General features: G+C 55.3%; 22 protein-coding genes. 13 read left to right on the forward strand and 9 right to left on the reverse strand.

Annotated features, from left to right (window positions below; translation table 11 throughout):
- Positions 1-12: 12 nt before the first annotated feature.
- The 5 genes from BLW10_RS05285 to BLW10_RS05305 all read left to right on the forward strand — a co-directional run bounded on the left by BLW10_RS05285 (position 13) and on the right by BLW10_RS05305 (position 4,366).
- The gene (locus BLW10_RS05285; RefSeq protein WP_342707509.1) at positions 13-1,674 is read left to right on the forward strand and encodes a DNA methyltransferase; all 1,662 of its coding nucleotides are present in this window, start codon (positions 13-15) and stop codon (positions 1,672-1,674) included.
- 42 nt (positions 1,675-1,716) lie between these two features.
- Positions 1,717-2,019, forward strand: coding sequence for a nucleotidyltransferase family protein (locus tag BLW10_RS05290; protein ID WP_091332817.1), 303 nt, complete (start codon positions 1,717-1,719; stop codon positions 2,017-2,019).
- A complete protein-coding gene (locus BLW10_RS05295; RefSeq protein ID WP_091332819.1) occupies positions 2,009-2,200 on the forward strand; it encodes a HepT-like ribonuclease domain-containing protein in 192 nt (63 codons plus the stop codon). Before BLW10_RS05290 ends, BLW10_RS05295 begins: the two co-directional genes overlap by 11 nt.
- Before the next feature lie 417 nt (positions 2,201-2,617).
- Positions 2,618-3,940, forward strand: a complete 1,323-nt coding sequence (locus tag BLW10_RS05300) for a DEAD/DEAH box helicase (RefSeq protein ID WP_091332821.1) — start codon at positions 2,618-2,620, stop codon at positions 3,938-3,940.
- A gap of 144 nt (positions 3,941-4,084) precedes the next feature.
- The gene (locus BLW10_RS05305; RefSeq protein ID WP_091332823.1) at positions 4,085-4,366 is read left to right on the forward strand and encodes an RNA recognition motif domain-containing protein; all 282 of its coding nucleotides are present in this window, start codon (positions 4,085-4,087) and stop codon (positions 4,364-4,366) included.
- A 182-nt stretch (positions 4,367-4,548) separates the two neighbouring features.
- On the opposite strand, the gene BLW10_RS05310 is transcribed toward BLW10_RS05305, so the two are convergent.
- Positions 4,549-6,249 carry a cation:proton antiporter domain-containing protein gene (locus BLW10_RS05310; RefSeq protein ID WP_091332825.1) on the reverse strand — a complete coding sequence of 567 codons (1,701 nt, stop codon included), beginning with the start codon at positions 6,247-6,249 and terminating at the stop codon, positions 4,549-4,551.
- Between the two features lie 214 nt (positions 6,250-6,463).
- On the opposite strand from BLW10_RS05310, the gene BLW10_RS05315 reads away from it, so the two are divergent.
- Complete coding sequence (locus BLW10_RS05315; RefSeq protein WP_091332827.1) at positions 6,464-8,548, forward strand: PAS domain-containing hybrid sensor histidine kinase/response regulator; 2,085 nt, start codon at positions 6,464-6,466, stop codon at positions 8,546-8,548.
- 61 nt (positions 8,549-8,609) lie between these two features.
- Here the strand turns inward: BLW10_RS05315 and BLW10_RS05320 are convergent, their stop codons facing one another.
- Together BLW10_RS05320 and BLW10_RS05325 are read right to left on the reverse strand one after the other, a co-directional pair.
- Complete coding sequence (locus BLW10_RS05320) at positions 8,610-9,440, reverse strand: M48 family metalloprotease (RefSeq protein WP_143117018.1); 831 nt, start codon at positions 9,438-9,440, stop codon at positions 8,610-8,612.
- Between the two features lie 49 nt (positions 9,441-9,489).
- Positions 9,490-9,804 (reverse strand): FmdB family zinc ribbon protein, encoded by a 315-nt coding sequence (locus tag BLW10_RS05325; protein WP_091332831.1) that lies wholly within the window; start codon positions 9,802-9,804, stop codon positions 9,490-9,492.
- Positions 9,805-9,971: 167 nt separating this feature from the next.
- Here BLW10_RS05325 and BLW10_RS05330 point away from each other — a divergent pair, with 167 nt between their 5' ends.
- Both BLW10_RS05330 and BLW10_RS14405 read left to right on the forward strand, forming a co-directional pair.
- Positions 9,972-10,826 (forward strand): SDR family oxidoreductase, encoded by an 855-nt coding sequence (locus tag BLW10_RS05330; protein WP_091332833.1) that lies wholly within the window; start codon positions 9,972-9,974, stop codon positions 10,824-10,826.
- An 88-nt stretch (positions 10,827-10,914) separates the two neighbouring features.
- Entirely contained in the window at positions 10,915-11,793 is an 879-nt protein-coding gene (locus BLW10_RS14405) for an SPOR domain-containing protein (protein ID WP_091332836.1), read from the forward strand.
- 56 nt (positions 11,794-11,849) lie between these two features.
- Here BLW10_RS14405 and BLW10_RS05340 read toward each other — a convergent pair whose 3' ends face one another.
- Positions 11,850-12,602, reverse strand: coding sequence for an adenosylcobinamide-GDP ribazoletransferase (locus tag BLW10_RS05340; protein ID WP_091332838.1), 753 nt, complete (start codon positions 12,600-12,602; stop codon positions 11,850-11,852).
- Between the two features lie 69 nt (positions 12,603-12,671).
- On the opposite strand from BLW10_RS05340, the gene BLW10_RS05345 reads away from it, so the two are divergent.
- Positions 12,672-13,955 carry a multifunctional CCA addition/repair protein gene (locus tag BLW10_RS05345; RefSeq protein WP_091332915.1) on the forward strand — a complete coding sequence of 428 codons (1,284 nt, stop codon included), beginning with the start codon at positions 12,672-12,674 and terminating at the stop codon, positions 13,953-13,955.
- Here the strand turns inward: BLW10_RS05345 and BLW10_RS05350 are convergent.
- From BLW10_RS05350 to BLW10_RS05370, 5 genes are all read right to left on the reverse strand, one after another.
- Entirely contained in the window at positions 13,950-14,381 is a 432-nt protein-coding gene (locus BLW10_RS05350) for a DNA polymerase III subunit chi (RefSeq protein ID WP_091332840.1), read from the reverse strand. The two genes, BLW10_RS05345 and BLW10_RS05350, sit on opposite strands and share 6 nt — an antisense overlap.
- A 9-nt stretch (positions 14,382-14,390) precedes the next feature.
- A complete protein-coding gene (gene fabA / locus BLW10_RS05355; protein WP_091332842.1) occupies positions 14,391-14,906 on the reverse strand; it encodes a 3-hydroxyacyl-[acyl-carrier-protein] dehydratase FabA in 516 nt (171 codons plus the stop codon).
- Positions 14,907-15,036: 130 nt separating this feature from the next.
- Positions 15,037-16,758, reverse strand: a complete 1,722-nt coding sequence (locus tag BLW10_RS05360; protein ID WP_091332844.1) for a proline--tRNA ligase — start codon at positions 16,756-16,758, stop codon at positions 15,037-15,039.
- 143 nt (positions 16,759-16,901) lie between these two features.
- Entirely contained in the window at positions 16,902-18,959 is a 2,058-nt protein-coding gene (pbpC, locus tag BLW10_RS05365) for a penicillin-binding protein 1C (protein ID WP_091332917.1), read from the reverse strand.
- 30 nt (positions 18,960-18,989) lie between these two features.
- Positions 18,990-19,910 carry a LysR family transcriptional regulator gene (locus BLW10_RS05370; RefSeq protein ID WP_091332920.1) on the reverse strand — a complete coding sequence of 307 codons (921 nt, stop codon included), beginning with the start codon at positions 19,908-19,910 and terminating at the stop codon, positions 18,990-18,992.
- Between the two features lie 89 nt (positions 19,911-19,999).
- Between BLW10_RS05370 and BLW10_RS13945 the strand changes: the two genes are divergently transcribed.
- The 4 genes from BLW10_RS13945 to BLW10_RS05385 all read left to right on the forward strand — a co-directional run bounded on the left by BLW10_RS13945 (position 20,000) and on the right by BLW10_RS05385 (position 23,087).
- Positions 20,000-20,152: a hypothetical protein gene (locus tag BLW10_RS13945; RefSeq protein ID WP_177168994.1), complete on the forward strand. Its 153-nt coding sequence runs from the start codon at positions 20,000-20,002 to the stop codon at positions 20,150-20,152.
- Positions 20,125-21,543, forward strand: coding sequence for a form I ribulose bisphosphate carboxylase large subunit (locus BLW10_RS05375; protein ID WP_091332846.1), 1,419 nt, complete (start codon positions 20,125-20,127; stop codon positions 21,541-21,543). Before BLW10_RS13945 ends, BLW10_RS05375 begins: the two co-directional genes overlap by 28 nt.
- A 209-nt stretch (positions 21,544-21,752) precedes the next feature.
- Positions 21,753-22,109: a ribulose bisphosphate carboxylase small subunit gene (locus BLW10_RS05380; RefSeq protein WP_091332922.1), complete on the forward strand. Its 357-nt coding sequence runs from the start codon at positions 21,753-21,755 to the stop codon at positions 22,107-22,109.
- 171 nt (positions 22,110-22,280) lie between these two features.
- Positions 22,281-23,087: a CbbQ/NirQ/NorQ/GpvN family protein gene (locus BLW10_RS05385; RefSeq protein ID WP_091332848.1), complete on the forward strand. Its 807-nt coding sequence runs from the start codon at positions 22,281-22,283 to the stop codon at positions 23,085-23,087.
- Positions 23,088-23,123: the final 36 nt, after the last annotated feature.

The raw sequence follows: 23,123 nt of genomic DNA on the forward strand, positions 1-23,123 counted from the left end.
GGGCCGCATAATGTGTTGGGATTGGAAGTTAATGAGTTTGCGGCGGAATTGGCGCGGGTGACGGTGTGGATTGGGGATATTCAGTGGTGTCGGCGCAATAAATATGAACCGGCAATGAATCCAATTTTGCGTCCGTTAGAGGGGATTGCGCATCGGGATGCGTTATTGAATGCGGATGGGAGTGAGGCCGAATGGCCGCCAGCGGATGTGATTGTCGGGAATCCGCCGTTTTTGGGTGGCAGTAAAAAGCGTCGAGCGTTGGGAGATGCGGTCTTTGAGCGGTTGGAGCGCGTGTATTCGGGGCGCGTTCCAGCGGGTGCGGATTTGGTGTGTTATTGGTTTGAAAAAGCACGAGCGCAGATTGAATCGGGTCAGGCTCAGGCGGCGGGATTGGTGGCAACTAATTCGATTCGTCAGCCAACTAATCGACCTGTACTTGATCGAATTAACCAAAGCACCCAGATTTTTCACGCATGGAGCGATGAACCTTGGATTAACGAAGGCGCTGCTGTTCGCGTATCGTTAATTGTATTTGGCAATGTAAATGCTGGCAAAAATTTTCTAAATGGTAAATCTGTAACTGGAATCAATAGTGATTTAACTGATAAAGCTGTAAGTAGTTCTGGCGCTGAATTAGATTTCACTAAAGCTGTTCGGCTCATTGAAAATAAAATTGCTTTTCAAGGTACGAAAAAATATGGTGATTTTGATATTTCTGGTGATTTAGCGCGTTCGTGGTTAAAAGAACCAAATCCGAACGGATGCAGGAATAGTGATGTTGTCAAACCTTGGCTAAACGGCAGAAGCGTAACCGGACGATCAAGTGATACTTGGATTATTGATTTTGGTACAAATCTACCTGAAGAACAGGCAGCTTTGTATGAACTACCATTTGAGTACATTTCAAAAAATGTAAAACCTTATCGAGATACCGTTAGACGTGAAAAAACTCGTGCGCGTTGGTGGATTCACGAAGAGCCACGTTCAGGTTTACGAAATGCGATTAAAGATATTAAGCGAGCGATTGCAACGCCAATGACGGCTAAACATAGAATGTTTTTATGGTTAGACACCTGCATTCTTCCCGATCAACAGCTTATAATTATCGCCCGCTCTGACGACACAACCTTTGGCATTTTGCATTCACGTTTTCACGAACTCTGGTCATTGCGTCTCTGCACTTGGCTGGGAAAAGGAAATGATCCACGCTACACCCCAACCACAACCTTTGAAACCTTCCCCTTTCCCGCTGGCCTCACCCCAGCCGATACTAAACACGGCACCGAAACCCTCGACAGCGGAGCTATTAGCCCAATCGTCGCTGATGAATTAAAAGAACGCGCCCGCGCTATTGCCAACGCTGCCCATCAACTCAATACACTCCGCAATAACTGGCTCAATCCAAAAGAATGGGTTGATTGGGTCATTACCCCAGAAGAACAACAAGCTGGATTTCCTAGCCGCCCCATTGCCAAACCCGGCCATGAAACCGCATTAAAACAACGCACCCTCACCAATTTATACAATAAACCACCCGCCTGGCTAATCAACGCCCATTGCGTCCTTGATATTGCCGTCGCACAAGCTTACGGCTGGGAAGATTGCACACACGAATTACCAGACGACGTGATATTACAACGGCTGTTGGCGTTGAATTTGGCGCGTAATGCGTAGGGTACTAAAATAAATTGATAACTGGAGGTTGAAAATTATTCGATGCGCGTTGCTTTATCTCTCGATCAACATGCTTTAGCCGAATTTTGCGAGCGGCATTATATCCGTCGCTTGTCGCTGTTTGGTTCGCAGTTAACTGGATTCGCTCGACCTGATAGCGATATTGATTTATTAGTTGAGTTCGATCCTGAGCATATTCTAGGACTGCTGCGTTTAGCGGGGATGGAAGCGGAATTATCGGAAATGCTTGGCGGATGTCCGGTTGATTTACGCACACCGCACGATCTATCACGCCATTTTCGTGATGAAGTATTGCAAACTGCTGAGGTTCAATATGCACGATAAAGATCGCATTCGCTTTTTGCATATGATTGAAGCAGCGGAGGATGTACGTCAATTTATCGAAGGACGCCAGCGTTCAGAATTGGATAGCAACCGAATGCTGTTGTTTGCGCTAGTACGCGCTATTGAAATCATTGGTGAAGCTTTCTGGTCACGAAGCTCCAGCTTCGTGACCCGCAGCTAATTAAAGACATGACGAAGCTGGAGCTTCGTTACGACAAAGGTGCTGATGGATATAAGATTATTCAGAGATTTCGTTTACACGGATAAACAGTAAAATGTTGCAATGCGTAAATTTAGATTGCTCAAGGTGATTCATGGCAATCAGTTAGTGGTGATTTGTTCGGGACAGCATCTATAGATTGATGAGAATACGCTTGTTGTGTGTACAGCGTACCCTAAGAAAAATAGCGTAAAATAACGGTTGCATTCGGTGCAGATTCGCGTATGGTGACGGGTCATACACCACGCGCCATCCGGTCGGCGCGGCCTGTCTCTCGGTTGATCTCCCGCCAATGGTTCACCCGTCACGACTCTTACGTACCCTACGCCTAGACCGGCCCAGACGCTGATTCCTGGGTAGGCCGACCCAGGAGCTTTCATGTCGTTTTCCGCGCTCGGCCTCTCGGCCGAACTGCTGCGTGCTATCGCGGCGCAGGGCTATACCCAGCCGACGCCGATCCAATCTCAAGCTATTCCCGCTGTTCTGTCCCGCCGCGATGTGCTCGCTGCCGCCCAAACCGGCACCGGCAAAACTGCTGCGTTTACGCTGCCGATGTTGCAGCGGTTGAGTCAGTCTGATGCGCGGCACCGCGCTCCCCGCGCATTGGTGTTGACGCCGACTCGTGAACTCGCGGCTCAGGTGGGCGAGAGTGTCAGTACCTATGGTCAGCATCTGCCCCTAAAAGCGCTGCAAATTTTCGGCGGGGTTGGGCTGGGGCCGCAGACCACTGCGCTCAGACGCGGTGTTGATATTCTGGTCGCCACGCCGGGCCGCTTGCTCGATCATGTGTCACAGGGCAACGTCGATCTGTCCAAAATCGAATTTTTCGTGCTCGATGAAGCGGATCGAATGCTGGATATGGGTTTTATCCATGATATTCGGCGCGTCCTTAAATTGCTGCCTGCCGCTCGTCAAAATCTGTTGTTCTCCGCGACCTATTCCCGCGAGATCGAGCAACTCGCCGTCGGTTTACTGCGTAATCCGTTGCGGATCGACGTTGCGCCGCGCAATACCGCCGCCGAGACTGTGACGCAAATCGTGCATCCGGTGGCACGCGATGCCAAGCGTTCGCTGCTGTCGCATCTGATTTTGAACGGCGATTGGCAGCAGGTGCTGATTTTCACCCGCACCAAGCATGGCGCAAATCGACTCGCTGAACAGCTTGAGCGCGATGGCATCACGGCGGCGGCGATCCACGGTAACAAGAGTCAGGGTGCGCGTACACGGGCACTGGCTGAGTTCAAAAGCGGTGCATTACGGGCGCTGGTGGCGACGGATATTGCCGCACGCGGTCTGGATATCGACCGCTTGCCGCATGTTGTCAACTTTGAGTTGCCGAATGTGCCAGAAGATTATGTGCATCGCATCGGCCGCACCGGTCGCGCTGGCGCAGATGGCACCGCTGTTTCGCTGATTAGCCCCGATGAGCGCGGTTTATTGGCAGGCATCGAGCGGTTACTCGGACGGCGCATCGACGTACAGCGCATCGACGGCTTTGCCGAACGCGGCGCGACCGATGAAACCTTGCAAGCCGATGTGCGCCGACAATCGCCAGCACCGCGCAAGCATCATGCCCGTCCGCGTGCTGATGGACGTGAGCAAGGCAATCAACGTGCCCAGACCGCGCATCCACGCAGTCATGCCCGCAAGACGACCAACGGGCGCAGTCATGGCGGTGCCCGGCCACGCGCTACGGTCTGATTGCAGTCTGATACTGATTTGATTGGCACGACCAATTTTCGCGGAACGGCTTCGGCCCGACCGCATCTACTCCAGCCAGCGGGCGCATCGGCCGGCAGCGGAGTTCCTTTTAATCGATGCGCAGTTCCCCACGAGACGAGACTGATGAATATTTATGTTGGCAACCTGGCTTACAGCGTAACCCAAGACGATCTACGCGAGGCCTTTGGTGCCTACGGCAATGTCGAAAGCGCAAACCTTATCACCGATAAATTCACCGGTGATTCCAAAGGTTTTGCTTTTGTCGAAATGCCCAGCAATTCCGAGGCCGATGCGGCCATTAAGGGTCTGAATGAGACTCCGCTCAAGGGGCGTCCTCTGCGCGTCAATCAAGCCAAGCCGCGTTCGGATCGTCCGGCGCGCAGTGGCGGCGGCGCACGTTGGTAGTAGTCGTTCATTCCAGCGTTTAAATACGCTGGGACGACGCTAGAAAAACACCGCGCTCGCTGGATGGGATGACTCTCTCCAGCGGGTGCGGTGTTTTTTATGGTGCGGTAGTCAGCGCAAGCACGATTAAACGCCAATAATCGCTAAAAGCCCGAAGCCGTATTTTATTTACTCAATGTTATTTACTCAACAACTTGCGCATAATTCTGTCCGCGCACATTTTGCAATAAGGTCTCAACCTCGGTTGTCGAAACGCCGAGCATTGATAACGCCTCAGCGCCTAAACGCAAGCTGCTTTCAATCGCTTCAGGATACGCTCGCGTTGCTCCCGCCCGCATTAAACTGCCACAGGCATCGAGATCACGCGCCCGCGCAATCACCGGAACGTGATTATACGCTTGGCGAATATGCGACACCGCCCGCAATGCGGTTGGCCCGTGGTCAATGGTTAAAATCACTAACACTGCGCTTTCTACATGCGCTGCCATCAATAATTCCATATCGCCAATATCTCCATAATATACCGGTCGCCCATCGCGCACCCCTTGCTCAACATGCGCTGGATTGGTGTCAAAGGCGATAAATGGAATTTGATTCACTTCTAGTAGGGTCGCAATTGTATGCCCAACGCGCCCATAACCGCCGATAACCACGCGATCTTTTGGCGACACTCCCGTTGTCGTTAAATCAAACGATTGAATTGCACTCGGACGCCGCTCCAGCCGCCGTGCGACCTGATCGCCAATCCGCACTAAAATAGGCGTGAGCATCATGCTCACTGAAATCACACTGAGCGCAATGACAAAGGTTGCATCATCAATCAAGCCCAGTGTTTTCGCAAAGCCAAATAAAACAAAGCCAAATTCACCATTTTGCGCCAATAAAAACGCTACGCGCGTTGCCATACCGCGTGGCAAGCCGAATAACACAGCGATTACAAATAAGACACTGAGCTTAATCGCCAGAATAATCAGAACATGCTGCGCCAGTAACCACGGATGTGCAGCAATCGCTGGTAAATCAATTGACATTCCAACTGCAACAAAAAACAGGCTCATCAACAAGCCCTTAAATGGCTCAACATGCGCTTGCACTTGAAAACTAAAGCGCGTGGTTGACAGCAGCATTCCCATCATAAATGCGCCGAGCGCCATCGATAATCCAGCTTCGTGCATCGCCCAAGCTGCTAAAAAAACCGATAGCAATACGACCAAAGCAAAGGCTTCGCGGTTGTTTTGACGTAATAATCGATCTAATACAAATGGCACCACATAGCGTCCAGCAACTAATACCAAGCCAACCAGTACGATGATCTGTAACACCTGTTGACTCAAAGCAACTGATTCACTGGTGCGCCCGAGATCGGACATCAGCGGTACAATAGCCAGCAGTGGAACAACGGCTAAATCTTGCATTAACAATACGGCAAATGCGGTCGTACCGTGGCGGGTGCTTAAATCGCCGCGTTCGTGTAAAAGCTGCATTACCAATGCAGTTGAAGACAGTGCCAACGTCAATCCCATCAATAGTGCCACTGGCCAAGATGGGGAATAAAACGATAGATAAAAAGCAATAAATAATCCTGAAAGCAGAATTTGCACCGTGCCGAGTCCAAATACCTCGCGGCGCAATGCCCAGAGCCGTTTTGGTTGCATCTCCAGCCCGATCATAAACAGCAGCAATACCACCCCAAGTTCAGTGAAATTGCGCACCGCATCAACATGCGCGGTGACATAAGGGCCGGGCGAATGCGGCCCGACCGCAATTCCGGCGACCAATAGGCCCAGAATCGAGCCAAGCCCCAAATGCTTAAACAGCGTCACCGAGAGCGCGGCAGCGGTCAGGAGCACAATAGCGGACACGATAAAACTATGCAGTTCCACGGAACATCAATCCTCGCTTACAGCAAAATGTTGACAGGGTTCAGGCGGCACACAGCGGCTACGACACAATAATTATGCGCCAAAATGCCTACCGCGCCCCTAGATCGGCTGTGTGCCATAGTTTAACCTTAGCAGCGTTCTACAAACGCTGTCACGCAAGGTGAGAATTGATTTTCACCACCCTGCACGTTATCAAGCGATTCCGAGGTCTGGCATGGATGAATTATCGACCACGTACAACACCGATATTCCGAGCACCGATGCTTGGGATACTGAAACCCGTTTTCATGCGCTATTTGAGCAAATTCAAGCGATTTCAGTGCAGGGTTATGACTGTAATCGTCGGCTAATTTATTGGAATGCGGCAAGCACCGCGCTTTATGGCTATTGCGCTGAAGAAGCACTTGGGCGTCAGCTTGAAGATCTGATTATTCCAGACTCCATGCGTGAAACACTGATCACCGGTGTGAATGCTTGGGTTGCAGGTGGGCCGCCGATTCCAGCCGGTGAATTAACACTTAAACGTGCTGATGGTTCGCCGGTGCGGGTTTTTTCGAGCCATGTCATGTTACGTGGCCCAGATGGTCAAGCGCAAATGTATTGCGTTGATATTGATCTCACCGAACGCCAGCGCATTCAAGACGAATTAGAAACCTATCGCTCTCATCTTGAAGATTTAGTTGCGGAACGCACCACGCAATTATCCGAAGCTCGCGCTCAAGCCGAAGCGGCGAATCAAGCTAAAAGCGCATTTTTGGCCAATATGAGCCATGAAATTCGCACACCGTTGAATGCCATTCTTGGGCTGACCTATCTGTTAATCCGCGATCAATCAGCATCGCCAAAATCCCGCGATATTTTGACTAAAATTGAACATTCGGCCAATCATTTGCTCTCGATTATCAATGATATTCTGGATGTTTCAAAAATCGAGGCGGGTAAATTTACCCTGCACGCTCAGGATTTCCCAACTCAAGATTTATTTGAACAACTTGATTCATTAATATTAGGACAAATTCGCACTAAAGGGTTACATTTTAGTCGGCAAACTGCGAATTTACCGCCGGTGCTGCATGGCGATCAGGCTTGTTTACGACAGGCGTTGCTGAATTATCTCTCAAACGCGATTAAATTCACGCGGGCTGGTGAAGTGAAGCTCGTCGCCGAGGTGCTTGACGAAACACCGACAGATGTTTTAATTCGGTTTGAAGTCTTTGATACTGGATTGGGCATTGCGCCGACCGATCTAGCGCGTTTATTTCAGCCATTTTCGCAAGTTGATTACTCGACAACACGCCAGTTTGAAGGCACTGGCTTAGGGCTGGTCATTACCCAGCGCCTCGCGCAGCTTATGGGGGGCGAAACGGGCGCCGAAAGTCAGCTTGGGCGGGGGAGTCGTTTTTGGATTACTGTACGGTTGGGCAAAAGTTTAAATACAGATGCGCTCGCGTCATTGCCCACGGCACCGGAAGCGGCGACCGAACAGCGGCTCCGCGAGACCTTTGCTGGAGCGCGAATTTTGGTTGCTGAAGATAATGAAATCAATCAAGAAGTCATCCGTAATTTGCTCGAACTCGCTGGATTGCAGGTCGATTTAGCTATTTCAGGTGAACATGCAATTGCACTGGCCTGTCGTGCGCAGTATGACCTGATTTTAATGGATATTCAGATGCCAAAACTTGATGGCGTACAGGCGACACGTCAATTACGTGCGCGTCATGATTGGTCGCCTTGCCCGATTTTAGCTATGACTGCGAATGTATTTGCAGAGGAGCGGCAGATTTATCTCGATGCCGGCATGGATGACCATATTCCTAAGCCAGTTGATCCGCCACATTTATATGCCATGCTGTTGAAATGGTTAGCACGCAGACCAGCAGCGAATACAGTTGCAGCCGCTTTAACAATAAAAACCGAATCTAAATCAGCTCCTGCACGGATTGAACGCCTGCGTGCATGTGCTGGGGTCGATCTTGAGTTTGGCTTGCGTATGGTGCGTGGTGACCTGAATATCTATATGCGGATTCTCGATAAGTATGTCTGCAATCATAGTACGGATTTACCACAATTACGCCAATTGCTCGACATAGCTGATTATAGCGCCGCGCATCAGATAGCACATACGCTCAAAGGTGCAGCTGGTACATTGGGATTGACGCAGATACAAACACTGATGGCGGAATTGATTGAGGGGATACGCGCTCATCAATCCCCAGCAGATTTAAAGCAAATGTTACTAAAAGCGGAATTAGCGCAAACTGAGTTGCTGGATTGTTTGGCGGATGATAGGGAGAAATAATGCGGCTTCGTAGCAGTAGGGTACGCACTGCGTACCCTACTTTGAAAAACTTTGAAAAACCTCATAATGCCTTGCGTATCCGCGCTGCTCGTGCGCTTGGCTCAGGATGGGTCGCAACCATCTGCGTGACAAAATTCGAGCCTTGACCACTCATAGTCGCCAGCTTTTCTAATGCGGTTGCCGCTCCGACTGGATTTCCGCCATTCTGTTTTAATGTCAATAAACCAAAATCATCAGCTTCGCGCTCATTGGCTTGCGAGAACTGCGCGTTAATCACTTTTTCGACTAAATCACCGAGTTGCGATGCTGTTAAAGCAGCAATGGTACCGCCCGCTGTGCTTTGTACAATTTTGCGTCCAGCTTGCGTCAAGAGCGCCGCCCGCATCCGTTGTGCGGTATGGCCTTTAGCAACATGCCCCATTTCATGGCCGATAATAAATAGCAGTTCATCGTCATTCATGGAATCCATCAATTTTGAATAAATGCGAATTGTGCCATCGGCCATCGCAAAGGCATTGATTTCGTTTTTCATGTACACCTTAATATCGAGGGGTACACCATTCACGCTTTTCAGATTTTTTGCCAGCTTATTGACGCGCTTTTGATAGGCGCTATTGGCTGAAGCGAGTGTATTTTCTTGATCCAGTGCCTGTGCTGCTGCTTGTGCTTTTTGCATCATCTGGGCATCGGTAATGGATGCTGCTTCCAGCAATGCTAAACCACCGCTCATTGCGGTACGGTCTGGCATGGTATTACAGCCTGTTAATTGAATCGCGGCGAGACTTAACGCGATAACACGCACATATTTCCAGCCTATCGCTTGCATTAGCCCGTCCTCTTTATATTGAATGCGCATGATGGATGATGAATTGGCGCGAATGCGTTCGCGCACTGTTGGCGATTCGCCATCCCTGGCAGGCTCGACTCGTTGAACTCAGAACTCAGGCGGCATTCTGCGTCGCAGCGGGCTTCGTCGTGCTCGATGCGCTCTCGCTTTTCGCGCTATCGGATTTGGTCGCCGAGTCTTTTTTCTCGCCACTACTGCTATCGTGTAGATTTTTCTTTTTATCACCAGATTTCTTAAAATCGGTTTCGTACCAACCGCCGCCTTTGAGGCGAAAACCCGCCGCTGAAATTTGCTTTTTGAGCGTCGGTTGACTGCATTCTGGGCAATCAATCAGCGGTGCATCGCTGATTTTTTGCATGACCTCCAATGCATGTCCACAGTGTTCACAACGGTATTCATAGATCGGCATGGCATAATTCCTCGCATTTGACTCAATGATTGATGACTGGATTGATCTTGACACGCGAACAGCAGCGACTCAGCTAGTGGAGCCGGGGCGCTAACGTCAAATCCGGTTGCGGGCGCGGCTCAGATTGGCGTTAATGGGCGAACTCAGATTGTCCAAATAGGTACCCAATGTCTGCAAGCTCTTCGCGCTCGATTCTGATAACCGGCTGTTCCAGCGGGATCGGCCAGTATTGTGCGCATCATCTCGCGCAGCGTGGCTGGCAGGTGATCGCCTCAGCGCGGCAACCGGACGCTGTGGCGCGTCTGGCCGGCGATGGGCTACACGCCGTGCAACTCGATCTGGATGCGCCAGAAAGCATCAGCGCGGCACTGGCGCAGACGTTGGAGCTGACCGGCGGACGGCTTGATGCGCTGTTTAACAATGGCGCTTACGGTCAGCCGGGCGCGGTTGAGGATCTGAGCCGAGCGGCATTGCGGGCGCAACTGGAAACGAATTTGCTTGGCTGGCATGACCTGACCTGCCGCGTGATTCCGCTGATGCGCCGTCAAGGACACGGACGCATTGTGCAAAATAGCTCGGTGCTGGGATTCGTGCCGCTGCCCTATCGCGGCGCGTATGTGGCCAGCAAATATGCGCTCGAAGGGCTGACAGATACGCTGCGGCTGGAACTCTACGGCTCAGGGATTTCGGTTTCGTTGATCGAGCCGGGGCCGATTCAGAGCCGCTTTCGTGATAATGCCCACCGCGCTTTTCGGGCGCAGATTGTGCCGGAGCACAGTGTTCACCGCGACGCCTATCAGCGGGCTGAAGCGCGGCTGACCAAAGCTGGCCCGGCGCAACCCTTTACGCTGGGGCCGGAAGCGGTCTATGCCAAGCTGATTCATGCGCTCGAAAGCCCGCGCCCGCAAGCGCGGTATTATGTCACCTTCCCCACGCACCTGCTCGGCACGCTCAAGCGGCTGCTGCCAACCAGCGGGCTGGATTGGGTGCTACGGCGCGTGTCACGCGGCGGTGAAGGTTGAGAACTCAAATAACATGTGAATCCTGCGAACGCTTCCACGCTCAGAACTCGTCAAGCCAATCAAGCCAATCAAGAGAATTGAATGCCCTATGAAACGCGATAACACTCTGACCCGTGCGACCATCGGCCTGTTGATAGCGAGCCTGACTTACAGCCTGACGGTCGCGGCGGTGCCCGCTGAAACTCGACCAAACTTGGAGTTCAAAGCGCCGATGACGGGCGCACTCGAACTGGCGCAGTCGGATGCCGATTCGCTGGAACGGGCGTTGAAGTTACTGGAATCTCGCGCCGAATCGCGCAACACCGCGCCGACAACGCCCGCGCCCGCGCCGATCAGTGAACCAGCTCCGCCGCTGGCTGCACCACCTCAACCAGCCCGGCGTTTAGAGACCGAGAATGCGGTGTCGGCACCGGCGCTGGCTCCAACTCCCGCCGTCGCGCCCGTGACGCCGATCCTGCCCGCCGCGCCAGTTGCGCCGACTCCAGTTCCAGCGCCATTGCCGACGCCCGCGAGTACACCTGAGACGAGCATTCCGGCGGCTCCGCGTTCACCGATTCCTAATGCTGTTGAGCCGAAGCCGACTACACCCGAAGCGCCGCCCGCTGTACCAAGACCAGCAGTAGAAAAACCGCACGCATCGACGACCACATCGCGCCGTGCTGACCCGCCGCCAGCGACTCCCACCGCCGCGACCACCAGTAGCCGCTGGCAGGTGCAGTTGTTAGCCGGGCGCGTGTTAGCGCGTGTGGAACAGGATCAGGATGATTTGCTTCGGTTTCACGGCGAACACTTCAATAACGTGAAGTTGGCGATTACGCCGGTGCGTGATGGCGGGCCGTATCGGTTACGGGCGCATGATTGGGCGAATCGCGCCGAAGCGCAGGCCTGGTGTCAGCGAGTGCAGAAAGCGACCGGCTTGCAGTGTCAAGTTGTGCCGCCGGAGGCAGCTCCCGCTGCGCGACAGTAAGCGCCTCAAGCAGTCTGTGAATCGTGCGTCATCAGTTTGACGCACGATTCGGTTATTCAGCGCATCACCAGCGCACAGAGTAGCAGCGTCAACAGTTCGGTCAGCTCGACCAATGCCCCGGCCGTATCGCCGGTAAACCCAGCGAGTCGGTCAAGCATGGCGCGGCGCGTCTGCCAGTAGAGCGCGAGCGCGGCAAGACTCAGCATCAGCCCAATCCAGCCGCCGAACACGAGCATCGCGCTTCCAGCGGCAAGTACGCTCACCCATGCCGCCCGTCGTGGCAGATAATGAAATTGATCGGCAGCGAGACCCTGTGTCCGCGCATAGGGTGTGGTCAACAGCAATAACGGCACTTGCGCCCGCGCCAACATCGGAATCAGGCACAGCGGCCAGAGTGTTCCGGTCAACAGCAGTGCTTTGAGCGCCGCCCATTTTCCGAGCAACGTCAGCACGATCACCGTGACCGCCGCCGGGCCGCTGCGCGGGTCTTTCATAATGTCTAGCGTGCGTTCGCGACTGCCGAGGCCGCCGATCCAAGCATCGGCGCTGTCGGCCAGCCCGTCGAGATGCAGCGCCCCACTCGACCAGACCCACACCAGCAAGACCAGTGCCGCTGCGACATCGGGCGGAGCAGTAGCGCGTACCAGCACGAAGGCGACGAGTGTCGCCACTGCGCCCATCAGCAGGCCGATGACCGGGTACCAGGGAACGGAGCGTCCAGTTTCCGATGGTTGCGTTGGGCCGGGGTCAGGAACAGGCAAGCGGCTGAGAAAGCGACCGGCGATATAGAGGGGGCGTAAGGCTGACATGCGCTGCTGATTTAATCCTAACTAAATGATATAAATACATTTTTTAATAAAGTGTACATGCCGCATCCCATGACCGCTCATCCCTTCGCTGGTTCCGAATTGACCGCCGGACTCAACATCTATCTCGTCGGCGGTGCAGTGCGCGATCACCTACTCGGGCGCAGCACCGACGAATATGATTATGTCGTCGTCGGCGCTTGCGCTGATGACCTGTTAGCGCGTGGCTTTCGTCCAGTTGGCAAGGAGTTTCCGGTTTTTCTCCATCCCGAAACTCAAGACGAATACGCCCTTGCCCGCACCGAGCGCAAAACCGCCCCCGGCTATCACGGTTTTCAGATTCACGCTGACCCGAGCGTCACGCTCGAAGCGGATTTGCGCCGACGCGATCTCTCCATTAACGCGATGGCGATGGATCGCAGCGGACAGATCATCGACCCCTATGGCGGCCGCGCCGATCTGGAAGCACGCAGATTGCGGCATGTTTCAGCCGCATTTGCCGAAGATCCGGTGCGGATTCTGCGGCTGGCGCGATTTGCCGCCCGCTTTGCGCCCTGGGGATTTCAGGTTGCACCAGAAACGCAGGCGCTGATGCGCGAGATGGTCGCCGCCGGTGAAGTCGATGCGCTGGTGCCGGAGCGGGTGTGGCAGGAACTGGCCCGCGCCCTCGGTGAAGCCCAGCCCTCGCGCTTTTTTAGCGTGTTGCGCGAGTGTGGCGCACTGGCGCGACTGTTGCCGGAAGTCGAGCGGTTGTGGGGCGTGCCGCAAACCCAGACCTGGCATCCTGAAATCGACACCGGCGTTCATGCGATGCTGGTGCTCGACATGGCGGCGCGGCTCTCGACTGAGCTAGAGGTACAGTTCGCCGCGCTCTGTCACGATCTGGGAAAAGGCACCACCCCGCCCGACATTCTGCCCAGTCATCATGGTCACGAAGCACGCGGCCTGCCGTTGGTTGAGGCGGTGTGCGAGCGGCTGCGCGTGCCCGCGCGCTGTCGTGATCTCGCACGCTTAGTGACTGCTGAACACGGTCGGATTCACAAATTCGACGAACTCCGCGCCAGCACCATACTCGATGTGTTGGAACGCTGCGACGCACTGCGGCGTCCCGAACGCTTCGCGCACCTGTTGACGGCGTGCGAAGCTGATTTTCGCGGACGCGGCGGCTATGCCGAACGCAGCTATCCACAAGCCGAACGCTGGCGACAGGTGCTGCACGCAGTCGCGGCAGTCGATGCCGGAGCCATTGCCCGCGCTGAACCCGAACCGCGCTTGATTCCACAACGGTTACGGGCCGCTCGCTTGCGAGCGATTAAAACGCTTGTGTCCGATAGCGAATCCGGGCGCGATTTATAAGCGCACCGTATGATGTTCCGGCGTATAGCCTTGCGCACGATACGCGCGAAATCGCTCGCGTCCAGCTTGAAGAATGGCCGGATTATTATCGACGAGATCGCACAGCCGCTCAAATCGGTCAATGCCCGGCGGTAATTCACGTCCGAGATTGACGAGCACACTACAATGATGCGTCGATTCAGCATCGGCGCTAATTAAAATCGGCGTCAACTGCGCATCGACTTGACCAATTAACCCGTGCGGCAAAAAACTCTCTTGCTTAAATGTCCAGAGCAAGCGGTCGCAATGCCGCGCTTCTTCTGGATCAGGACAGAGAATCAATGCTCGCAAAGATTGCGCACAAATCCGCTCAACGAGCCGACAGACGAGAAGAAACCGATCTCCGCGACTGTCGGATTCAAGGCTATAAAAATCAAGCCGCGTCATAAACCGTGATTAAAAGCCATCGGTTGAAGTGAATAACCCAACGCGCAAGTCTTTCGCGGTATAAATGGTGCGCCCATCGACCTGCACCACGCCATCGCCAATGCCCAATACCAGCTTGCGGCTAATTACGCGCTTCATGTCAATGTGATAGGTGACTTTATGCGCATTCGGCAAGACTTGGCCGGTGAATTTGACCTCACCGACACCCAATGCGCGGCCATGTCCGGGATTGCCAATCCAGCCGAGATAAAAGCCGACCATCTGCCAGAGCGCATCTAAACCGAGACAGCCTGGCATCACCGGATCGCCCGGAAAATGACAGGCAAAAAACCACAGATCGGGGTTAATGTCCAATTCGGCGAGAATTTCGCCCTTGCCATTAGCACCGCCAAAATTGGCAATGCGCACGATGCGATCCATCATCAGCATATTAGGCACCGGTAATTGTGCATTGCCGGGGCCGAACATTTCACCGCGCCCGCAGGCGAGTAATTCATCACGATTAAAGGAAGCTTCTTGATTCACAGGCGATCCTGATTTTGTTTAAGAAAGTGGGTGAATACATTATTTAAACCGCAAAGGCGCAAAAAACACAAAAATTTTTTATTAAAAAATAAAATTAACTTTGCGTTCTTTGCGCCTTTGCGGTTTAAAATTAAATCACACGCAGACGCTCGCGGATAAACGCGACGATGGTATCAAGCGGAATCAACTGCATCTCGCTATCGGTGCGGCCTTTATATTCAACCTGACCGTTATCGAGTGTTTGATCGCCAATCACAATGCGATGCGGAATACCGATCAATTCCATATCCGCAAACATCACGCCCGGCCGAGCATCGCGGTCATCCAGCAGCACATCAATGCCAGCGGCCTGGAGTTCGGCATAGAGCGTCTCGGTCGCCTCGCGCACGCGGTAGGATTTGCCGAGTTTCATCGGCAGCAATGCAACTTCAAAGGGCGCAAGCGGCGCAGGCCAGCAGATGCCGCGCTCGTCGTGGTGCTGCTCAATCGCCGCCGCGACCACCCGCGAGACACCGATGCCATAGCAGCCCATCGTCATCACCGTCGCTTTGCCGTCCTCGCCGAGCACGGTGGCTTTCATCGCCGCGCTATATTTGCGCCCAAGCTGGAAGATATGCCCAACCTCGATGCCCCGCGCCAGCGTCAGTGTACCCTGACCATCAGGGCTGGGATCGCCTTCGATCACATTGCGCAGATCGGCAACCTCGGGCAGCGGCAGATCACGCTCCCAGTTCAACCCGAACCAATGCTGACCGTCCTGATTGGCTCCGGCGCTAAAGTCGGCAGTGACCGCAACCGTGCGATCCACAATACACGGAATTGGCAGATCTTTCGGGCCAAGTGATCCCGGGCCAGCGCCGATGACGGCACGAATTTCGGCCTCAGTCGCCAGGCGCAGTGGCGTGGCAACTTGCGGCAGTTTTTGCGCTTTGATCGCGTTGAGTTCGTGATCGCCGCGTACCAGCAGTGCCACCAGCGGCGCGTCGCATTCAGCGGAGGCCGCGACTACCAGCGTTTTCACCGTGCGTTCAAGTGGCTGGCCGAATTGCTCGACCAGATCGGCAATGGTGCGGGCGTTCGGCGTGGCGACGAGTCGCGCCGTTTCGGTTGGGGTCGGGGCGTGCGCAGCTAGGGCGACCGCTTCGGCCAGCTCGACATTGGCGGCATAGTCGCTCGCGGTCGAGAAGGCGATGGCATCCTCGCCGGAGTTGGCCAAAACGTGAAATTCATGCGAACCACTGCCGCCGATGCTGCCGGTATCCGCACGCACGGCGCGGAAATCCAGCCCGCAGCGGGTGAAAATGCGGCAATAGGTCTCGTACATCCGCTGATAGGTTGCGGCAAGCGATTCCTGATCGAGATGAAACGAGTAGGCATCTTTCATCAGAAACTCACGCGCCCGCATCACGCCAAAACGCGGGCGGATTTCGTCGCGGAATTTGGTCTGAATTTGATAAAAATTGATCGGAAGTTGCTTGTAACTTTTCAGTTCGTTACGCGCCAGCTCGGTGATGATTTCTTCATGCGTCGGGCCGAAGCAAAATTCCCGCTGATGCCGGTCTTTTAAGCGCAACAACTCCGGGCCGTATTGCTCCCAGCGTCCCGATTCTTGCCACAATTCCGCCGGCTGCACGGCGGGCATCAACACTTCCAGCGCCCCAGCGCGATCCATTTCCTCGCGCACGATGCGCTCAACGCGGCGCAACACGCGCAGTCCCAGCGGCAACCAAGTGTAGAGGCCAGCGGCAAGTTTGCGGATGAGACCGGCGCGTAACATCAGCCGATGGCTGATGATCTCGGCGTCGGCTGGCGTCTCTTTGATCGTCTGGAGCGGAAACTCGGAAGTGCGCATCGGGATCGGAACTCTCGGCAAATAAAGCGCAACAGTCTATTGGGAGCGGGGTTGCGACACAACTTCCAGCTTCCAGCATTCAATATCACCATGATGGTCAGTTTACTCTTTAAGCTGGTAGCTTGAAGCTGATCGCTGCCCACTCACTCCACCCGCACCCGCACCCGCGCCGACGCCCCCCGCCCATCGACCACCACCAGCGTCATATAACCTGACCCCTTTGGTGTCCAATGCGTGTTGCGTGAAAACGGTTCGCGGGCAATCGGCTCAGAATCGGCAAACCAGGTAAACGGCGGTGTGCCGCCGCGTACTCTGAGCACCAGCGCAGTCGCCGAGCCGCCGCGTGTCAATCCCAGATCAATGCGGGCATTGGCGGGCGGATAGGCGATCTCTAGGGTGTCGGTCGCATCGGCCGTGCGATGCGCCGCTGGCACATGCCGCAGCATCTCCGGTAATTCCGCATGGCGCAGCGGGCGCACCCCGGGCGGCGGTGGTGGCAGCGGGGTGCGCGGCCCAAGCTGGGCGAACACGTCAATCAGCACCGGCGCGGCGGCGTCGATGCCCGCCAAGCCCGGGACGGGCGCACCGTCGGCCCGCCCCGTCCAGACACCCACCACCCAACGCCCATCAAAGCCGAGCGCCCAGGCATCGCGGTAGCCGTAAGAGGTGCCGGTTTTGAATGCGATCTGCGCAGCATTTGCGCGATCAGGAGCCGGCACACCCGCGAGAACCGAGCTGACCAGCCAGGCGGCGCGAGCATCGAGTACCGGACGCATCAGCGGATCAGCGGTCGCCGGTTCGCGTGTCGCACGCACTGCAATCGGCGCACCGCCACGCGCCAGCGCCGCATAGAGCTGTACCAGATCCGTCAAGTGAACGCCGATCCCTCCTAAACCAATCGCCAAGCCGGGCGCGGAGCCGTGCGGTAACACGGGTTGCACACCCGCTCGGCGCAGACGCGCCATCAATCGCGCTGGCCCGACGGCGTGCAGCAGACGCACGGCGGGGATATTGAGCGAAGCGTGCAGCGCGTGGCGTACCGAGACGGTGCCCTGAAAAGCACGGTCAAAATTACTCGGCGCATAGCCGTCAAAACCGCTCGGTCGATCCTCGATCAGGCTTTCAGGATGGGCAATGCCGTCCTCGAAAGCCAGACCGTAGATCAAGGGTTTGAGCGTCGAGCCGGGCGAGCGAATGGCGCGCGTCATATCCAGATGACCGCGCCGCGCTTCATCAAGCAGTGCCGGTGAGCCGACCGCCGCCCAGATCTCGCCGGTCGTGTGTTCCGCGACCAGCAGCGCCAGCGAGACGCGCTCACCGAGCGCAGCGGCGCGATCAGCAGCCAAGATTTCCAGTCGCTGTTGCAACTGGGCATCGAGCGTCAGATGCTGGCTGGCGCGTTCGGGATGCGCATGTTGCTGACGAGCGGTCAGATGCGCCGCTAACAGCGGCAGCGGGCGGCGCTGATGCGGGAGCGGCTCGCGGCGAGCGGCGGTCAATTCGAGTGCGTCGATGAGATCGGCGGCATGGAGACGCTGCAAGATCGCATCCCGAGCACGATGCAGCGCCTGCGGATTGCGGTCGGGGCGGCGTGTTTCGGGCGCTTGCGGCAGGGCAATCAACAGCGCCGATTCAGCGGCAGTCAGACGCTGCGGTTCGTGACCAAGCCACGCTAACGCGCCACTGCGCACGCCTTCAAGATTGCCGCCCTGCGGAATGAGATGGAGATAGGCGGTCAGAATCGCATTCTTGTCGAGCTGACGTTCGAGCGCCAGCGCCAGCCGGATTTGCTGCAATTTGCCGCCGAGGGTGCGGGTGGAGCGTCCGTCGAGTCGTCGCGCTACCTGCATGGTGAGGGTCGAGCCACCGGAAACGATGCGCCCGTCGCGAAGCCATTGCCAAGCGGCGCGGAGCAGGGCGAGCGGATCGACGCCAGAATGCTGATAAAAGCGTTGATCTTCGATGGCCAGCAAGCGCGTGAGATAACGCGGATCGACGGCATCCGGCGTGATTGGCAGTCGCCAGCGTCCATCAGTGACTGGAAAAGCACGCAGCAAGCGGCCATTGCGGTCGAGGCATTGCGCGGAGGTGGCAACGCGCAGATCGGGCAGCGGCGCGGTGTTGATCCAGTGCTCAAATCCCAGCCAGAAGCTGGCGCTCAGAATACAGGCAAGCAGCGGGAAGAAGATGCGGGGTTTCAAGGGGGCGGCTGTTGTCACAATACGCGATGTTTAGACGGCATCTAAATTCGCTGGCGCCGCAATCACCGCCGCCTCAGTCAGCACAAAATCACGAAACGCACTGGCCGCTGGTGATAGCCGCTTACCACGTCGATAGACCAGATACCACTGCCGCCGATCTGGGAACCCTTCAACATCGAGCGTCACCAACCGGCGCGTCTCCAACTCCAGCTCAATCGTGTGCAGCGAGACCACGCTCAATCCCAACCCCGAGCGCACCGCCTGTTTAACCGCTTCGTTGCGTGTCATCTGCATCCCGTGACGGATGGTCTGGCCGCGTTCGCTAAAAAATCGCTCCATCGCCTGCCGCGTGCCCGAGCCTTCTTCGCGCATCACAAAGGTCTCTTCCGCCAGTCGCGCCAGCGGAATAGTGCGCTCACCGGCCAGCGGATGATCCGGCGGCGCGATGATCACCAGCGGATTGTCCATAAAGGCTTCCGACTCGACCTCGACGTTGCGCGGCGGCACGCCCATCAGCACCAGATCGACCGAATTGCTATCGAGCATCTGCACCAAACTCTCACGATTCGTAACATCGAGGCGTAGCCCAATCTTCGGGTGGCGCTGCTGAAAAATCGCCAGCAGGCGCGGCGCAAAATAGTTCACGGTGCTGGCTACCGCGATCCGCAGACTGCCGCGACTCACCCCCTTGAGCGATTCGAGCACCTCTTGCATCTCGCGCAGGGATTGATTGATGAGCCGACTGGACTGAAACACCTCGCGTCCGGCTTCGGTGAGCACTACTTGTTTACCGAGCCGCTCAAACAGCGGCAATCCGATCTCGTCTTCCAGTTGCCGCACCTGCATCGAGGCGGCTGGCTGGCTGAGATGCAGCTCGGCAGCGGCGCGGGTGTAGCTATTGTGACGTGCGACCGCTTCGAAAACGCGCAGTTGGCGCAGTGAAAGATGCAGCATCAGCGGCTCACAGATCGTCGAATTGATGAAGGCATCTAGTATAAACTTAAGCTTATACTTGGCATAAAAAAGACTGAGTAGTAATTATGTTCGTTCTCCCGAATAATCTATCTCAGGTTTCGACCAGCGCACACCAGCGAGACGCTCAGGCGCTCACCTTGCCGGTCGATCCGGGCCGCATCCCAGAACTCAATCCAGAGGACGATCCAGAATGGCTAAGACCTACAGCGCGGGCGTAAAAGAGTACCGCGAGACCTATTGGATGCCCAACTACACCCCAAAAGACACGGACATCCTGGCCTGCTTCAAGATCACCCCGCAAGCTGGCGTACCGCGTGAAGAAGCGGCTGCCGCTGTCGCCGCCGAGTCCTCGACCGGTACTTGGACGACGGTGTGGACTGACCTGTTGACCGATCTGGATTATTACAAAGGTCGTGCTTACGCCATCGAAGACGTGCCGGGCGATGACACCTGCTTTTATGCCTTCATCGCCTACCCGATTGACCTGTTTGAAGAAGGCTCGGTCGTCAACGTCTTTACCTCGCTGGTCGGTAACGTGTTCGGCTTTAAGGCAGTGCGGGCGCTACGTTTGGAAGACGTGCGCTTCCCGATTGCCTATGTGATGACCTGCAACGGCCCGCCGCACGGCATTCAGGTCGAGCGCGACATTATGAACAAGTATGGGCGGCCGCTGCTCGGCTGCACCATCAAGCCCAAGCTGGGGCTGTCGGCGAAGAACTACGGGCGTGCCGTCTACGAATGTCTGCGCGGCGGTCTGGACTTCACCAAAGATGACGAGAACGTCAATTCACAGCCGTTCATGCGTTGGCGTCAACGCTTCGATTTTGTCATGGATGCCATCGACAAAGCCGAGCGCGAGACCGGCGAGCGCAAGGGTCATTATCTGAACGTGACCGCGCCGACGCCGGAAGAGATGTACAAGCGTGCTGAGTACGCCAAAGAAATCGGCGCACCGATCATCATGCACGACTACATCACCGGCGGTTTCTGCGCCAATACCGGTCTGGCGCAGTGGTGCCGTGACAACGGTGTGTTGCTGCACATTCACCGCGCCATGCACGCGGTTATGGATCGCAACCCGCATCACGGCATTCACTTCCGCGTGCTGACCAAGATTCTGCGCTTGTCGGGCGGCGATCATCTGCACACCGGCACGGTGGTCGGCAAGCTGGAAGGCGACCGCGCCTCAACGCTGGGCTGGATCGACCTGCTGCGCGAGTCTTACATCAAGGAAGATCGTTCACGCGGTCTCTTCTTCGATCAAGATTGGGGCGCGATGCCCGGTGCCTTCGCGGTTGCGTCCGGTGGTATTCACGTTTGGCACATGCCGGCGCTGGTCACGATCTTTGGGGATGATTCGGTGCTGCAATTCGGTGGCGGGACGCTCGGCCATCCGTGGGGCAATGCGGCGGGTGCGTGCGCGAATCGTGTCGCGCTGGAAGCCTGCGTCGAGGCCCGCAATCAGGGTATTGCCATCGAAAAAGAAGGTAAAGAGGTGCTGACTAAAGCCGCTGCATCCAGCCCTGAGCTGAAGATTGCGATGGAGACTTGGAAGGAAATCAAGTTCGAGTTCGACACCGTCGATAAGCTCGACGTGGCGCATAAGTAATACGGCGATTGTTGAGTTGTTGTTGAACCGCTAAGGCGCAAAGCACACAAAGTTTCATTTAATTAACTTTAATTGAATACAGGTGTGATGTGTATCAAGCGGTTCAGCAAAACGCGCCCTTTGCTTCTAGGATTTAATCGCTGAGGCTTAAAAAAGACGGTGCGTTCTTTGCGCCTGAGCGGTTCCAAAACTGTCGAGAGTACATGACCATGAGCGAAATGCAGGATTACAGTTCCAGCCTCGAAGATGTCAATAGCCGTAAATTCGAGACTTTTTCGTATTTGCCCGCAATGGATGCCGACCGCATTCGTAAGCAGGTTGAATACATTATCTCGAAGGGCTGGAATCCAGCCGTTGAGCACACTGAGCCGGAAAATGCCTTCGATCATTATTGGTATATGTGGAAGCTGCCGATGTTCGGCGAAACCGATATTGATACCGTGCTCAAAGAAGCTGAAGCCTGTCACAAAGCGCATCCGAATAATCATGTGCGGCTGATCGGCTTTGATAACTACGCCCAATCAAAGGGCGCAGAGATGGTGATCTATCGCGGTAAGCCGGTTTGAGTTGAGTGATCGTGCGGTCGGGCACGCATTGCGGACTCGATAGCACCCTTCATCGGCGGCTTTAAGCACAAGCCCCTGCTTCCTCATCGAAGGGGCAGGGGTTTTTATTTTGTCTGGATTTCAAGCCGTGCGAGCGGCTTTTATCGCGCACTCTGCAAGAGGTTCGCTTCCATGTCAGACATCGACCGGAATCAATTCCTGATTAACCAGCAGCCCTATTATCGTCCGGTGAGCAATGAGGTGGCACTCTATGAAGCCGCCTATGCCGCCCGGATGCCAGTGATGCTTAAGGGGCCGACTGGCTGTGGTAAAACGCGCTTTGTTGAATATATGGCGTGGAAACTCGGCAAGCCACTGATTACGGTGGCCTGTAATGAGGATATGACCGCTTCGGATTTAGTCGGGCGCTTTTTGCTCGACATCAATGGGACAAAATGGCAAGACGGCCCCTTAACGGTTGCGGCGCGAATTGGTGCGATTTGCTATTTAGATGAAGTGGTCGAAGCGCGTCAAGATACGACGGTGGTGATTCATCCCTTGACCGATCATCGGCGCAATTTGCCGCTGGAAAAAAAAGGCGAATTGGTCACGGCCCATCCTGATTTCCAAATCGTGATTTCGTATAACCCGAATTATCAGAGCCTGATGAAGGATCTGAAGCAATCGACGAAACAGCGATTTGGTGCGCTCGATTTCGATTATCCGACGGCTGCGATTGAAACCGAAATCGTCGTCCATGAAGGTGGCGTTGACAAAGCAACGGCGGAAAAGCTGGTGCAGATTGCCCATCGTAGCCGCAATCTGAAGGGGCATGGACTCGATGAAGGCATGTCAACGCGGTTATTAGTCTATGCCGCGCAGTTAATTGGCAAGGGCGTTACGCCACAGGCAGCGGCGCAAATGGCGTTGGTGCGACCGCTGACCGATGATCCTGATATGCGCGATACGCTGGATGCGGCGGTTAATACCTATTTTTGAAGCGGCTGGCCGCTGAAAGCTGGAGGCTCCCCCCAC

It is taken from the genome of Allochromatium warmingii (assembly GCF_900107145.1).
GTDB lineage: Bacteria > Pseudomonadota > Gammaproteobacteria > Chromatiales > Chromatiaceae > Thermochromatium > Thermochromatium warmingii.